Here is a 15,046-nt window from a genome sequence, read left to right as displayed (position 1 = left end):
GGGGGAATACTCGAAAAACAATCAAAACGGATTACGATTGTTTTTTCAGGTAATCATTTTGTGATTACCGAGAAAGTCTTATCCCTGTTTTAGCCAAATTATTGATGTTTTATACATGAAACTTTACAAGACGTGTTACACGACACGTCTTTCTTCATGAAATAAAGAGGTTATCCGGATTTCTCTCCTGCCATATGTTTTGCGTACCAACGCTTTCCATGCAATCGTTGAAACATCCAGGAAAATGCTGGCAACTGTCCCCGCTTGTACAACCAATATTGATCGGGTATATCGCGCTTTGGCTGATGTCTGCCGGGTTCCACAGTCGCGACAACAACACCCGGTCCATCATGGCGATTTCGAATCGCTAAAACACTTCCCTCTTGATCAACGATCATGGCGCCTGCTTCGTAATAGCCGCGATAACGCAAAGGCATCCAAGGCAACGGACATTCAATTGGCCCGCAGTGTGACGCGTGAACGACGGGGGAACCAACGAGCGTCGCGAATGAACGAACGCTTTCCAACGCTGTTTTAGCGTTTTCCGTTTCCCATTTGCTTGTCAATGATTTAGGATACCACGAAGGAACGCTCCACCAACAGCTTCCGCCAATAATCATATCCACCTTTTCACGAACCCTGTGAGCGGTTTGTGAACGCATGAATTCCCAGCATAATGCAGAACCGACAGTCATGTCAGGAGTATGTATGATACCGTCGTCTTCGCCGCCGACATAATAACAGTTTTCCCACATCGTAGGCAAATCTTTGTCATGCCTCCCAAGGATTACTCCTTCGGGAGAAGCAAGCAGAAATGCATTACGAACATGTCCGTCGCTGTCGCGGCATAAAAAAGACCCTCCAACAAACGCGTGATGCCGTTTTGCCAGCGTGATCAAAAGAGTCGAGGCTTTACCTGCCAGAGGCAACGCTGTACTAGCGATTCGCTCGTCAAAGCCCATTCCCGTCGTAAAAAATTCAGGGAGAATAATCCATTTCGCACCCTTTGCTGCTGCTTCGTCTGCGAGTTTTTCGCACATTAACAAATTAGTATTCACATCTCCAAGCACAGGCTGAAGTTGGATTGCAGCTACTTTAACTTCCGGAACATGAATGGCTGTCATAGTCATCGACCTTCCCTTATTATTTTCTAAATATTTAGTCTATTATGTTTATTTTATATAAAATTCGTTTACAATGCAAAAATTGTAAAAAAAATAAAAACCCAAATGCAAATCTAGAGATTTGAATCTGGGTTTAAGGAACTTTTGTCTTAGTTATTCGCATGGTTAGCCTCATACATCATAAGCATTTGCATATTCGGCAAAAAGTCTTCCTCGCTAAATTCCAATGCCTTACGCAAAGCGAGCTTTGCTTTCTTTGTTCCTAATTGTTTAACGAGTAATTCAATTTCATGATCCATTCCATAAGGGTTTGTTTTGTCATGCTGGTCAAAGATTTCAGAAACAGGGACATCGAGAACGGTCGATAATTTGAGTCCGGTCAACATATCAGGGATTTTCTCGCCTGACTCATATTTTTCAATCGCTTTTGTTCCTACACATACTTTAAAAGCGAGATCCTGCTGGGACAGATTTCTAAGCTGACGATGTAGTTTTATATTTCTGCCAATGTTTGTCATGATCATACACCCTTTCGAAAAAATGTAGATGATCTTTCACTCTTATTTTACCATTTATCTCCCATGGAAAAGTGAGGAAAAAATGAACATTTCGTGATCATGATAAAATTTTATTTTACTGCTATTTTCAAATCTATATAATGGAAATGTTATTTAAAGCAATGAAACAAAAACGAAAGTTCTGTCGTTTTATAGATGTAAGGCAGTTTGTTAGGTTAGGAGGAAAGCCAGTTGACTGAAGAAGAACTCATATCCAGAGCGCAAAACGGCGATATGCAGGCATTTAGCGAACTGATTAGCTGTTATTCCCCCACTGTTGAAAGATTTGCGTATCAAATGGGCAATAAAGCCGATGACATAGAGGATATCACCCAGGAAGTCTTTATTAGAGTGTACAGATTCATCCATCAATTTTCGCGGTCGAAATTTTCAACGTGGCTCTACAAAATAACGCTGAATGTCACAAGAGATTATTCACGGAAAAAGCAAAGTCACATCAGGAAGCTCTTTTCATTGCAAAACGAAAGGCAGGTCCATTCGCTGGATTCCGAGCAGCACATGCTTAGGAGTGAGGAAGACCGGGTGCTTCATGAATGTATCCAGAAGCTTGACGAGAAATATCGTGTACCTATTATTCTTTTTTACTTTCATGATCGAAAATATGAGGAGATTTCGGACATTCTAACGATCAATGTTTCTACGGTGAAGACAAGATTGCTGCGGGGGAAAAATCTGCTGAAGAAGCAAATGGAGCTTTCAGCGGAGAAAGAGGGTGAAAGCATTGGATGATAACCAACTAGTTGAAAAACTTGACAGCCTGAAAGAAGCCTATTCCGAGATTCCTTTACAATCCAATCCTGATAAAATCGCCTCCGGGGTCAAAAAGAACGTCAAAAAACCACGACGCCGTCTTACCCCTTTTTCTTATGTGGCTTGTATACTGGGGGTTGGCATGATTTCAGGAATATTGCTGATGCAATGGTTAGGTGATTTAAGACAAGGTGATCACGAAAATCCTTCTTTTACCGAGAATACAGAACCGTTCAGCGAAACGAAAGAAAATGAAAAGCGTTACACGATTTTGAGCGTAGATGAACTCAGGGAGTATTATCAAAATCGGGTGCGCAATACGAGCAATATCATTGGGATGAACGATTTCCAAAACACAAAGTACGCCATGGAGGTCAATTTGCGTGTTCATGAAACGGATCGGCGAATCGGGGATAAACAAATTACGGAGGATGAGCTGCCAAGAGCGCTTGAAGAGGTGAGGATGGAAATCGAGTCCAAACTGATTACACCATCCGAAATCAAGGAGGAGATGAATTCAGCGGAAGGCAAGGAATATAACCGCCTGCTAAATGTTTATTTGGCACAGCAGCAAACCTTTCTTAAAATCTTCCAGGATAAGCATTTGTCACGAATTCATGAAATAGCGAATTTGGGTAATGTCAGCATGACGGAGGAGACCTTAGAACGATTAAATGCCAACCAGCCAACGGGAGATAAAGACCTGGATGAGATTGGCCAGCGGGTGGTCGAACAAGGCTTTAAGTTCATCTTTGAGGGAGAGGGGCTTGCAATCACGATTGATTATCAGGGTTTAAGTGAATCGGAAAAAGGAAAATTGAATGCGGCCGCAGAAAGTTATCTTAGTTTAAAAGAAAAGTACCCCAAATCAGAATTAGGTTTTGATGGCTCAAGGGAGGAACTGGGACAGGTATTGGTGAAATACGAGGAAGCTATTAAATCGAATGAGAAAGCTTTAAAGGACGATTTAATAGCTGATTATCATTTTTACTATGAGGCCTTTATTAGAGGTAAGGATAACTACCCTCTTACCGTTGTAGCAGGAATGTTAAGTAACGGGGATCGAGCTGCCTGGAAGAGTGTGAGCACGTCTTATCCTGATACAGAGACTGCTGCGAAAGTGGAAGAAGAATATGAAAAACTCGAAAAGGATGGATTCAGGCTGCCAAAAGGCTATACAAATGAAAAAGTCTCCTTCCCCTCCTTCGCGGAGGAATAAAAATCTCTAATAAATAGAATATGTTTGAAAAGATTGGAAAAGAGGAAACAAACCTATAGGGATTTGTTTTCTCTTTTCGCGTTTTAGAATGAACTTTTGAACGATAGGAATAATAAGACAGAATCCATACCGGAAGTTTCGTAGCGATAGCTATTTTTGATAAAAATCAATATGTATGATATAATTTTATATTGTGTGAAAACGTGGAAAAATATAATTTATTTAGGAGTGTTACCATGTCTGAAAAAATTGAAGTTGGAACCGTTGTTGCTGGTAAAGTAACGGGGATTCAGCCGTACGGTGCGTTTGTTGCTCTAAACGATTCAACACAAGGTTTAGTGCATATTTCTGAAATTACCCACGGTTATGTAAAGGATATCAATGATCACCTAAAGGTAGGAGATGAAGTGCAGGTCAAGGTTCTTTCTGTTGATGAAGCGGCAGGTAAAATCGGATTATCCATCAGGGCTACTGAAGAAGCTCCTGAACGTCCGGAGGCACCAGCCAATCGGTCTCCTAAGAAACAGCGTCAGGCTGCTGTAAAATCTGCTGCAAACGATAATGGAGAAGGATTCAACACATTAAAGGACAAGCTTCAAGAGTGGATTGACCAGTCCGAGCGTGAGGATTTAATTAAAAAATAATAAAGTGACCGGCCAAGATGGCAAATCCATTAGGCCGGTTATTTTTTTAGTGAAAATAATTGAATATTTTGATTGAAACGAATACATAATTTACATTTTTATATAACCTTGTAAAATGGAAGTATAAAGGTGATTGGAGGCATTATGATGTCAATCGAAACAAAGTCTGAAAAACTGATTCAACAATCCGAACAATATGGCGCTAGCAACTACCATCCGCTGCCGATTGTTATATCCGAGGCCGAAGGAGTTTGGGTCAAGGATCCCGAAGGCCATAAATACATGGATATGCTTAGTGCATATTCTGCAGTCAATCAGGGACATAGGCACCCAAAAATTATTCAGGCATTAAAGGATCAGGCCGACAGGGTCACTCTGACTTCAAGGGCGTTTCATAACGATCAGCTCGGGCCGTGGTATGAAAAGATCTGCAAACTGACTGATAAAGAGATGGCACTTCCGATGAATACCGGAGTCGAGGCCGTTGAAACGGCTGTTAAAGCGGCACGCCGCTGGGCTTATGATGTAAAGGGTGTTGCTGATAACCAGGCGGAAATCATTGCTTGTATCGGAAACTTTCATGGGCGTACGATGACCGCTGTTTCGCTTTCTTCCGACGAGGAATACAAACGCGGATTCGGTCCAATGCTTCCAGGGATTAAGCTTATACCTTACGGTGACCTTGAAGCATTGAAGGCGGCGATCACTCCAAACACGGCAGCTTTCCTTATAGAACCTATCCAAGGAGAAGCGGGAATTTTAATTCCTGAGGAAGGCTTTTTGAAAGCTGCATATGAACTTTGTAAAGAAAGCAATGTTATGTTCATTGCCGATGAAATTCAAGCTGGACTTGGTCGTTCTGGAAAAATGTTCGCCTGCGAATGGGAAGGGGTCACCCCTGATATGTATATCCTTGGCAAAGCATTGGGCGGAGGAGTTTTCCCGATATCCTGTGTAGTGGCCAATAAGGACATTCTCGGTGTATTCAACCCAGGTTCCCACGGGTCTACTTTTGGGGGGAATCCCATGGCTAGTGCTGTTTCAATTGCTTCGCTTGATGTGCTTGTCGATGAAAAGCTAGCCGAACGTTCGCTTGAGTTTGGGGAATACTTTATGGGCAAGCTTAAGGAAATCAAGAATCCAAACATTATGGAAGTGCGAGGCCGCGGCTTATTTATCGGGGTCGAGCTAAGAGAGCCGGCACGCAAGTATTGCGAGACATTAAAAGAAGAGGGGTTGCTCTGTAAGGAAACCCATGAAACGGTCATTCGTTTCGCTCCGCCATTAGTCATTACAAAGGAAGAAATTGACTGGGCAATCGAGCGCATTCAAAAGGTTCTATCATAAATAAACATCTTTTTAGGTAAGGCATAAAAATAGCCGGCATTTCACCGGCTATTTTTTTTATTTAACTGGTTTGGCTACAGCTTCTTTTACGCGTTCTTCACTAGGCTTGAATAACATGGCCAGATTGACTAAGCCCGCAATTCCAACCAGACCATAGATGATACGGGCAAGCGCTGAGTCTTGTCCACCAAAAATAGAAGCGACTAAATCGAACTGGAAAAATCCAATAAGTCCCCAGTTAATCGCTCCGATAATTGTAAGTACAAGTGCAGTTCTTTGAATGCCACTCATTGTATTTCCTCCTTAAAATAGATGGTTCAAGTAATATGTTGCTATTCATGTTCCGAAAATATGCAGGTTTTTCTTAAAATGTTTAATCACATTTTTTGAAATAATACATGGAGTTAGGTCATAATGAAAAAAAAGGAGGTAGTGATATGGAGAATTTCATATATAAAAACCCTACAAAATTAATTTTTGGCAAAGGGCAAGTGGACCAACTGAAGAAGGAAATCCCCTCGTACGGCAAGAAGGTGCTGCTTGTTTACGGTGGAGGCAGCATTAAAAAGAGCGGCCTTTATGATCAGGTAATCGGCCAGCTGCGGGAAATAGAAGCCGAAATTCACGAACTGCCTGGAGTCGAACCAAATCCCCGCATTTCAACAGTCCGAAAAGGTGTTGAGATTTGTAAGACGGAGGACATTGACTTCATCCTTGCGGTCGGCGGTGGAAGTGTCATCGATTGTACGAAAGCAATTGCAGCTGGTGCAAAATATGATGGGGATGCCTGGGACCTTGTCATAAAAAAAGCGCAGGTAAAAGCAGCTTTACCATTTGGAACGGTGCTGACGCTTGCAGCAACAGGATCTGAAATGAATTCCGGCTCTGTAATTACTAACTGGGAAACTAAAGAAAAATACGGCTGGGGCAGTCCGTTGACATTCCCGCAATTTTCAATCCTGGATCCGGTCCATACATTTACCGTACCAGAAAATCAAACGGTATACGGTATCGTGGATATGATGACCCATGTATTGGAACAATACTTTCATCAGCCTACACACGCGCCCCTGCAGGACCGTTTCTGTGAGTCGCTTTTGATTACTGTAATGGAAACTGCCCCAAAATTATTGGAAGATTTGGAGAACTATGAACACCGTGAAACGATTCTTTATTCAGGCACCATCGCTTTAAACGGCTATCTGCAAGTTGGCTACCGCGGAGACTGGGCCACCCATAACATTGAGCATTCTGTTTCAGCCGTCTATGATATCCCACATGCCGGAGGACTTGCAATTCTGTTCCCGAATTGGATGAAGCATGTTATGTCCGAAAATGTCGGGCGATTTAAACAGCTAGCTGTACGTGTCTTTAATGTGAATCCGGAAGGAAAGACCGATGAAGAAACGGCTCTTGAAGGCATCGAAAAGCTTCGCGAATTCTGGAGCAGCCTGGGTGCTCCAGCCAAACTATCCGATTATGATATCGATGATTCCCAAGTGGAAACAATGGCAGACAAGTCAGTTGTGAACGGTGAATTCGGCAACTTCAAAAAATTGAACCGTGAAGATGTGCTGACGATTTTAAGGGCCTCGCTATAAGAGGGATTTAGTTTGAAAGGCTCTTCACCATAAATCGTGGTTTAATATTGATTAACGTAATATCTCAGTTATTTTGCAACAAAGTTGATTGGCGAGGATATGCGAGACTCCTCGAAAATGCATACGCATTTTCTTGTGCGGTGCCTATTCATGGATGATGATTCAACGTCCTGCGGGAAAAGCAGGCCAGTTAACGGAACGTCGACTAAGATCTGCCACGTCCTTATGTCTTACGTCGACGCCAACACATCCTGTGTAAGTCCCGGAGGCGTCCCTTTGCCGAGGAGGCTCCCGGACTGTCCGCGGAAAGCGAGCGCCTGGAGCGGAAATCAACGGATAATCAAAAGCTTAAACCACTTCTTTTGGTGAAGAAGTGGTTTAAAAACCTACCTGGAATGCGGAAGAAAATGACCGAATTCCAGGTTTTTTATGAAACTTTTGTAAAATGTCCATTTGGTTGCGCTTTCGCAAGGGAGGTTCCCTTGATTATCATGCCAGCTTTCGGTAAAGTGAAGGTGAATTCTTTAGAAGATGGAGGAACTAACATGACACATGTACGTTTCGATTATTCAAAAGCATTATCTTTTTTTGGAGAGCATGAAATTACATACTTGCAGGATGCGGTGAAGGTAGCGCATCATTCCCTACATGAACAAACAGGAGCGGGAAATGACTTCCTTGGATGGATCGACCTGCCGGTTGATTACGATAAAGAAGAATTCTCCCGTATTCAAAAATCTGCTGCAAAGATTCAAAGTGACTCGGATATTTTGGTGGTCATTGGAATCGGAGGTTCTTATTTAGGTGCCCGTGCGGCGGTAGAAATGCTTCAGCATAGCTTTTACAATGCTTTGCCAAAAGAAAAAAGAAAAACGCCGCAAGTATTGTTCGCAGGAAATAACATCAGCTCCACCTATATGAAAGATCTCATGGATTTATTGGAGGGCAAAGACTTCTCCGTGAATGTGATTTCTAAATCCGGTACAACGACTGAGCCTGCCCTTGCGTTCCGGATTTTCCGTAAGCTTTTAGAAGAGAAATATGGCACTGCGGAAGCGCGTAAACGCATCTATGCCACTACTGATAGAGAAAAGGGAGCCTTAAAAACGCTTGCAACAGAAGAAGGCTATGAGACGTTTGTGATTCCGGATGATGTCGGCGGACGCTATTCCGTTTTAACAGCGGTAGGCCTGTTGCCGATAGCGGCAAGCGGAGCAGACATTGAAGCAATGATGAAAGGCGCAGCCGAAGCTAGAGAGGATTTCAGTAAATCTGAACTGGTTGACAACCCTGCCTATCAATATGCGGCGGTTCGCAACCTTTTGTACAATAAAGGCAAAACGATTGAAATGCTGATTAACTATGAACCGGGACTGCAATACTTTGCTGAGTGGTGGAAACAGCTTTTCGGAGAAAGCGAAGGCAAAGACCAGAAAGGCATTTTTCCTTCTTCTGCAAATTTTTCAACGGATTTGCATTCGTTAGGACAATACGTTCAGGAAGGCCGCCGGGATTTGTTCGAAACCGTCATCAAGGTTGAGAAGGCCCGCCATGAATTAACAATTGAAGAAGAAAGTAATGATTTGGACGGCTTGAACTATCTTGCCGGACAAACAGTTGATTTTGTAAACAATAAAGCATTTGAAGGCACATTGCTTGCCCATACTGACGGAGGGGTTCCAAACCTTATTGTCAGCATTCCGGCGCTAGATGCTCATACATTTGGCTATCTTGTATATTTCTTCGAGAAAGCATGCGCCATGAGCGGATACTTACTGGGAGTCAATCCATTTGATCAGCCCGGTGTGGAAGCCTATAAAGTAAATATGTTCGCGCTTTTAGGGAAACCTGGATTTGAAGAGAAAAAAGCAGAGCTTGAAAAACGTTTGAAATAAATTTTTTTAAGAATAATCGAACAAAATCACCATCTATTTTCGGAGTACAAAAAGCCGGATGATACATTTCTTGCTAAGAGAGGTTAGAACCGGCCGTGTACTCCGAAAATTTATTTAGAATTGATTTGCCATACTATGTAACGTGACTATAAATATTTACCGTTGATCATCCGTTGCAAGGTAGCAAGTGTGATAAATTGGAACGGGAAATGCCCAAAAATTATTAACTTAACAGGACTTGTTAGGTCAATGATTTTTGGGCTCTTTTTATTCTTATAAGATAATCGTCTATTGCTTATTATGGGTAGGCTTCAAATAAGAAATCCAGTATAGCATTGAAACAAATATCGTCCCGCCAATGGCATTGCCGATAAATACAGGAACAAAATTCTCTAAAAAGTCCATCCAAGTAAAATGTCCAGCAAATATGGCTGCCGGTATAATGAACATATTAGCGACAACGTGCTGGAAGCCTATTGCCACAAAGCCCATGATCGGGAAGAATATCGCCAATATTTTTCCGCCGATATCTTCTGCCCCATACGTCATCCATACAGCCAATCCAACAAGCCAATTACAGCCGATTGCAGAGACTAGGCTTTGAAGAAAGGTTGAATCCAGTTTAGCTTGGGCAGTTGCCACCGTCTTATGCAAATATGGCTCCGCTTCAGTTAAACCTACGATATGACCAAAAAAGTAAGCAATAAAAATAGCTCCTACAAAGTTTGCGATTGTTATCCAGAACCAGTTGTTTATCAGTTTGGAGACTGAAACATGTTTATGCAGTGCAGCGATAGACACAGCCATCATGTTGCCTGTTAAAAGTTCTCCGCCGCCAACGATGATCAGTACCAACCCTAAAGGGAAGACAGCAGCTCCAATTAATGAACTCAATGTTCCCCATTCCTCGGGCAGCCCCGCGACAACTCTTATATCCAATAAATAACCTAATGAAATATAGGCCCCACCCAAAAAACCAAGAACCAGCATGCTTAAAAGCGGCAAAGATGCTTTTGTTACACCGGCTTCGACTGCTTTTTCCGCAATCTGCAAGTGATTATTAAACGCCACGGTGTCTTCCTCCTTGTTGTCCAGCGAACAATGATTCTTTTATTGTTCTCCAAAGTCAAAAATCGTATAAATTTTATATAAAGCAATTATTAAGAGGGTTTCTCTACCTGCTCTATGAAACGAATTCAATATGATTTTACTTTTGTCATATCCGCAATTTCCTTTGCTTTGATTAAGGCTCTGTTAAATTCCATTGTTGATTTTCAAATGGTCATGGAATCTACTCGCTTTCCGCGGACGAACTGGCAAGCCTCCTCACTCGTACCTCGCTGCGGGGTCTTGCCAGCCCGTTTTTCCGCAGGACGTTGATTCATCATCCTTGAATAGACACCGCACGAGAAAATGCGTATGCATTTTCGAGGAGTCTCGCAGATTCCCTTCCCAAAAACAACATTATCGTTTAACAGAGCCTTGATTAAAAAACGGAATGGATGTATAAGAACGCCAAAAAACCGAATAAGGGACTTTTTAAGTGTCCATTATTCGGGGTGGAAAAGTTCAAATATAGTAAGGTTATTATTATAAGTAAGAGTATACTTTTTAACTTTGACAGAGGTCTAACTAAACGCCCAGCCCCGACGCACAGGATGTGGCGGTCTTAGTCGCTTTTCCTGGAATTATTTCTTGTCCACTGGCCAAACTAATCAAAAGCGCACAAAGGGGTTTTAAGGATGATTGAGGTTTCTTCCCGGCTGGAAGGAAAAACATTTGTTTTATATGAACTGGAACTCAAAATGAAGCCGATGGGTTATGTCATTTCCGGAAATTGGGATTATGACCATGGGTATTTTGACTATAAAATTGATGATGATGACGGCTATCGATTCTTGCGGGTTCCATTTAGAGCTGTGGATGGACAATTGGATGCAGGTGGGGCGACAGTCCAGCTGCAAAAACCATTCCTCCTTGCCCATCAATATCAGGATGACGTTGATGACGAAGGTAAAATTGGGAATCTCTCCGCTTCTTTCAATCAATTTCAGGAACCAAAAAACCCGGATGCCGAGTTTCCGGAAAATTATATTGGTTTGGGGAAAGCTTTAATTCATGATTTGGAAAAGAAGCTTCTCGATCAATCGTGATCACCAATGATTAATATACTGTCACCTTCTTGAATTCTGAAATCTAAAGAAGGCTTGATTAATCTCCGGCCTTCTCTTTCTATGCCTGCCACAAGTTTACCTTGATCGATTAAAGCATGGTTCAACTCCCGGTAAGTAAGCCCTTGCCATTCGTGCTCAATAGGAACGGACTTGAATTCAATTCTGCTGTCTTGTTTCTCGGCCTGTTCTGCTTCATTAAATTCAGGCACGATCTTATCAATCAAACTTTTAACCATTAACTCACTGGCAAAACGATTTGTTTCAATAATTCCGTTCGCACCCGCCCTGAAGGCATTTGCGATTTGTTCCCTGGTCAGTATCTCGACCAGGCAAAAAATATCAGGCTTGGCCCCCTTAACGGCGAGCAGTGTTAAAATGGAAAACATATCAGCAAGAGATTCATCCCGCCTCATTTCAGCGGTAATGAGTACTTTCTCTGCTTTTCTTAAATTGGCTTTGGCCAGGACTCCGTCAATCGTGGCTTTACCACGGATAAAATGGACGTTTTCCTTTGGGAGAGGATGCTTATGTAAGGATTCATCAATTAAGACGATAGAGTTACGGGGCTGAAGAATCCCCATTTCTCGGATGATTTCTTTCGACCGTTCATTCCAGCCGACGATAATGATATGGCTGTCCCTCGTAAAATCCTTTTTCCCTTCCATATAAAGATGTTCCGATGAAACGGCAACCGCTGCTATCGAAGCGAAATAAGATGAAACCAACCCAGCGCCGGATAAAATTAAAATAATGCCGATGGCTTTACCTGCTGCTGTTGAAGGGGCGAAATCGCCATAACCGACCGTAGAGATGGTCACGATGGCCCACCAGATTCCATCAAAAACAGTTCCGAATGTTTCTGGCTCTACTAAATGTATAAGCAGGCCGAAACAAATGAACACCACGATGATTATAAGTAACAACCTCGTTAATCTCGGTAAACGAGGGAAATTTCCGCTTATATGTCTTATCCTCAGCATTCTTCATCTCTCCCATCCACTATCATTATGGACAAAAAGATGCGGTCTCATATCAACAAAAAGCCTTAAAAAAGAGCGTGACTCATCAGCCTGAGTCCGCTCTGTACTTATGTGCGTTTTCTAACATTAAAATTATCCGATATGAGCAGCCAGTTTTGCGGGAAAGATAGACCGAGCTTCCAATAACTCATACCACGCAGATTCAATTCTTTAACCAAATCAAATTTAGCTTGGATCGAACGCGCATCCTCAAACCAAACCTCATGCCTTCTCCCATTTTCATCGGTATAGTTAAAATGAGGTGCCTGGGCATTATAGTCGTAAAGAATACTTACATTATAACGGGCGGCGATTTCAATGGCCTGCTGCGGGCTCACGGCCCTGGCAGTTGATCCCTGGACAAATGGAAGGGTCCAATCATATCCGTATAAATTCTGACCCATCATGACTTTAGAGGAAGGCATTTCCGAAATCGCGTATTCAATAACCCTCCTCACCGGGCCGATTGGCGAAACAGCCATGGCCGGACCGCCGCTGTATCCCCACTCATAGGTCATGAGGACGACAAAATCAGCAATTTCCCCATGGGCCGAGTAGTCATGGGCCTCGTACCAACGGCCTGGCTGATCAGCTCTAGTCTTCGGGGCAAGGGCTGTTGATAACAGCCATCCCTGCTGGGTGAACCTGGCCTTTGCCCTGCGCAAGAATTGGTTATATGCTTCCCGGTCCTCCGGCCTCAGATATTCAAAATCAAAATGAATATCACCAAAGCCGTATTGATTGGCGACCCTGACGATATTATCGAGGAACCGGGTTTGAATCTCCTGATCATTGAGCAAAATCCGCCCAAGCTCGTCACTGAATGCGCCATTTTCCAGATTGGTAATGACCATCATCAATACCACATTATTTTCCCTTGCAATAGCCGGTAAGGTGTTTAGCGGCGGTTCTCTTAATGATCCGTTCCGCAACGCCTGAAAACTGAAAGGAGCTAAGTAAGTGAGATAGGGTGCCACTCTCCTCGCATCGTTTTCGAGGGCAGGACTGACTGATGTGCCCCTCGGTTCCACATATGCATTGAATTCAGCATCAGTTTTGGGCCGTGGAGGAATATAAAGTCTTTGGCCTACGCTTAGTGTTTGATTAACCGAAATTCCATTAATTCTTGCCAGTTCCTGATACGGAATCCCTACTCTTTGCGAGATGGACCAAAGGCTGTCTCCCGGCTGAACATAATAAAAGCTGCCGGTGATGGGAATGACGATGGTTTGCCCCGCTACAAGGTCATTTGGATTAGGGATTTCATTTGTTCTAATAAGTTCATCAACACTCACATTGTACGACTGGGCAATGTTGTTTAAAGTCTCATTTTGACTAACCACGTGAATGTGCAAGTATCTCCCCCTCCTTTTCGGGTAGTGATCTAGAAGAACGCTACAGCCATTATATGTTCCCCCTGAGTGATACATGAGTCAAAATCTTCCTATCTACTAGTGCAACTCCGCTTATTCTTCGTCTGAATGCTCGCCAATCTTCTGTTCCGCCGAGCACTGAAAAATCGTAACATTCATTAGACAATTTTCAGGAAGCAAGGTACAATCGGACTTGTGAATAAAAGGATTAAATGAGGTGGCAGTAATTAATATTTGGGAAATTTTTGTTGCAATTGTTCTTGGACTGGTGGAAGGGCTGACTGAATTTGCGCCCGTCTCCTCTACCGGGCATATGATTATCGTGGATGATCTTTTGTTTCAATCGAAAGAGCTATTTGGAAGTGAAGTGGCGAATGCTTTTAAAGTAGTTATCCAATTGGGCTCCATATTGGCCGTGGTGGTAATATTCTGGAACCGTTTTATGGATCTGCTTGGCATCAAGAAAATACAGTCAGAATCAGGTGAACCCGGAAAGAAGCTCAATCTTTTGCAAGTGCTTGTCGGACTTATCCCTGCAGGTGTGTTGGGTGTATTATTTGAAGACTATATTGATGATAATCTATTTACAACTAAGACAGTAGCTGTAGGATTATTGCTTGGCGCTTTCCTCATGCTTGCCGCCGATAGATTTCAGCCTAAGGTAAAGGCTGATACGGTAGATAAAATTACATATAAACAGGCATTGGGTGTAGGCTTGATTCAATGTTTGGCCTTATGGCCCGGCTTTTCGCGTTCAGGCTCAACGATTTCCGGTGGTGTGCTGCTTGGAATGAGCCATCGTGCCGCCTCTGATTTTACATTTATCATGGCCGTGCCGATCATGGCTGGTGCGACACTTTTGAAGCTGGTGAAATACTGGAATGAATTCACTCCTGATGTGCTGCCGTTTTTCATTGCCGGATTCATTAGCGCATTCATTTTTTCATTAATTTTTATCCGCTTTTTCCTGAAGCTGATTGATAGAATCAAATTAACACCTTTTGCGATTTACCGAATCGTTTTGGCGATTATTTTGTTCATGGTAGCCGTGTAAAAAAGCTGAAATGCATGGCCGGAGTTCCTGCGGCCATGCATTTTTTATTTTTTTAAATTATTTTAGGAAACTATTAAATTTTTTGTAGTCACTTGGGAAATAATAAAAAACAATAAAAACGCTTACTCAACTGGTATGGAAGGATTCTTTTAAAAACTATATTGGAAAAGCATGGTTTGGGACAGATAAACTACTTGACTTCAACACTAATCGTCCATATACTACAAAACGATGAATATTTAGAAAACTTCTTAGACAGACGATCTGG

At 42.6% G+C, this 15,046-nt stretch carries 14 protein-coding genes; 8 read left to right on the top strand and 6 right to left on the bottom strand.

Annotation, left to right across the window (positions count from 1 at the left end):
* Positions 1 to 170 precede the first annotated feature (170 nt).
* Together D0463_RS07765 and D0463_RS07760 are read right to left on the bottom strand one after the other, a co-directional pair.
* Complete coding sequence (locus D0463_RS07765) at positions 171 to 1,124, bottom strand: carbon-nitrogen hydrolase family protein (protein ID WP_117306817.1); 954 nt, start codon at positions 1,122 to 1,124, stop codon at positions 171 to 173.
* A gap of 149 nt (positions 1,125 to 1,273) precedes the next feature.
* Positions 1,274 to 1,642 (bottom strand): helix-turn-helix domain-containing protein, encoded by a 369-nt coding sequence (locus D0463_RS07760; RefSeq protein WP_117306816.1) that lies wholly within the window; start codon positions 1,640 to 1,642, stop codon positions 1,274 to 1,276.
* A 231-nt stretch (positions 1,643 to 1,873) separates the two neighbouring features.
* On the opposite strand from D0463_RS07760, the gene D0463_RS07755 reads away from it, so the two are divergent.
* The 4 genes from D0463_RS07755 (at position 1,874) to D0463_RS07740 (ending at position 5,662) form a co-directional block, all read left to right on the top strand.
* Positions 1,874 to 2,431 (top strand): RNA polymerase sigma factor, encoded by a 558-nt coding sequence (locus D0463_RS07755; protein ID WP_117306815.1) that lies wholly within the window; start codon positions 1,874 to 1,876, stop codon positions 2,429 to 2,431.
* Positions 2,415 to 3,671, top strand: a complete 1,257-nt coding sequence (locus tag D0463_RS07750; protein WP_133299560.1) for a tetratricopeptide repeat protein — start codon at positions 2,415 to 2,417, stop codon at positions 3,669 to 3,671. Before D0463_RS07755 ends, D0463_RS07750 begins: the two co-directional genes overlap by 17 nt.
* A 236-nt stretch (positions 3,672 to 3,907) precedes the next feature.
* The gene (gene yugI / locus D0463_RS07745; protein WP_117306812.1) at positions 3,908 to 4,315 is read left to right on the top strand and encodes a S1 domain-containing post-transcriptional regulator GSP13; all 408 of its coding nucleotides are present in this window, start codon (positions 3,908 to 3,910) and stop codon (positions 4,313 to 4,315) included.
* Positions 4,316 to 4,462: 147 nt separating this feature from the next.
* Positions 4,463 to 5,662 carry an ornithine--oxo-acid transaminase gene (locus D0463_RS07740; RefSeq protein ID WP_117306810.1) on the top strand — a complete coding sequence of 400 codons (1,200 nt, stop codon included), beginning with the start codon at positions 4,463 to 4,465 and terminating at the stop codon, positions 5,660 to 5,662.
* 57 nt (positions 5,663 to 5,719) lie between these two features.
* Here D0463_RS07740 and D0463_RS07735 read toward each other — a convergent pair whose 3' ends face one another.
* Positions 5,720 to 5,953, bottom strand: coding sequence for a DUF378 domain-containing protein (locus D0463_RS07735; RefSeq protein ID WP_117306808.1), 234 nt, complete (start codon positions 5,951 to 5,953; stop codon positions 5,720 to 5,722).
* Between the two features lie 146 nt (positions 5,954 to 6,099).
* Here D0463_RS07735 and D0463_RS07730 point away from each other — a divergent pair, with 146 nt between their 5' ends.
* Entirely contained in the window at positions 6,100 to 7,263 is a 1,164-nt protein-coding gene (locus tag D0463_RS07730) for an iron-containing alcohol dehydrogenase (protein WP_117306807.1), read from the top strand.
* A gap of 545 nt (positions 7,264 to 7,808) precedes the next feature.
* Positions 7,809 to 9,158 (top strand): glucose-6-phosphate isomerase, encoded by a 1,350-nt coding sequence (locus D0463_RS07725; protein ID WP_117306899.1) that lies wholly within the window; start codon positions 7,809 to 7,811, stop codon positions 9,156 to 9,158.
* A gap of 288 nt (positions 9,159 to 9,446) precedes the next feature.
* Here the strand turns inward: D0463_RS07725 and D0463_RS07720 are convergent, their stop codons facing one another.
* Entirely contained in the window at positions 9,447 to 10,229 is a 783-nt protein-coding gene (locus D0463_RS07720) for a formate/nitrite transporter family protein (RefSeq protein ID WP_117306805.1), read from the bottom strand.
* A gap of 671 nt (positions 10,230 to 10,900) precedes the next feature.
* Here D0463_RS07720 and D0463_RS07715 point away from each other — a divergent pair.
* On the top strand, positions 10,901 to 11,311 hold the full coding sequence (locus tag D0463_RS07715) for a YugN-like family protein (protein WP_117306804.1): 411 nt from the start codon (positions 10,901 to 10,903) through the stop codon (positions 11,309 to 11,311).
* Here the strand turns inward: D0463_RS07715 and D0463_RS07710 are convergent.
* The gene (locus tag D0463_RS07710; RefSeq protein ID WP_117306802.1) at positions 11,302 to 12,312 is read right to left on the bottom strand and encodes a potassium channel family protein; all 1,011 of its coding nucleotides are present in this window, start codon (positions 12,310 to 12,312) and stop codon (positions 11,302 to 11,304) included. The two genes, D0463_RS07715 and D0463_RS07710, sit on opposite strands and share 10 nt — an antisense overlap.
* A gap of 107 nt (positions 12,313 to 12,419) precedes the next feature.
* The gene (locus D0463_RS07705) at positions 12,420 to 13,706 is read right to left on the bottom strand and encodes a glycoside hydrolase family 18 protein (protein WP_117306800.1); all 1,287 of its coding nucleotides are present in this window, start codon (positions 13,704 to 13,706) and stop codon (positions 12,420 to 12,422) included.
* Positions 13,707 to 13,950: 244 nt separating this feature from the next.
* Here D0463_RS07705 and D0463_RS07700 point away from each other — a divergent pair, with 244 nt between their 5' ends.
* A complete protein-coding gene (locus D0463_RS07700) occupies positions 13,951 to 14,778 on the top strand; it encodes an undecaprenyl-diphosphate phosphatase (protein WP_117306898.1) in 828 nt (275 codons plus the stop codon).
* Positions 14,779 to 15,046 lie beyond the last annotated feature (268 nt).

Origin of the sequence: Bacillus sp. V59.32b (assembly GCF_003429085.1) — a bacterium.
In the GTDB taxonomy this organism is placed as follows: Bacteria; Bacillota; Bacilli; order Bacillales; family DSM-1321; genus Peribacillus.
The sequence above is the reverse complement of the archived record's forward strand: the minus strand, read 5'-3'. Positions and strand labels throughout refer to the sequence as shown.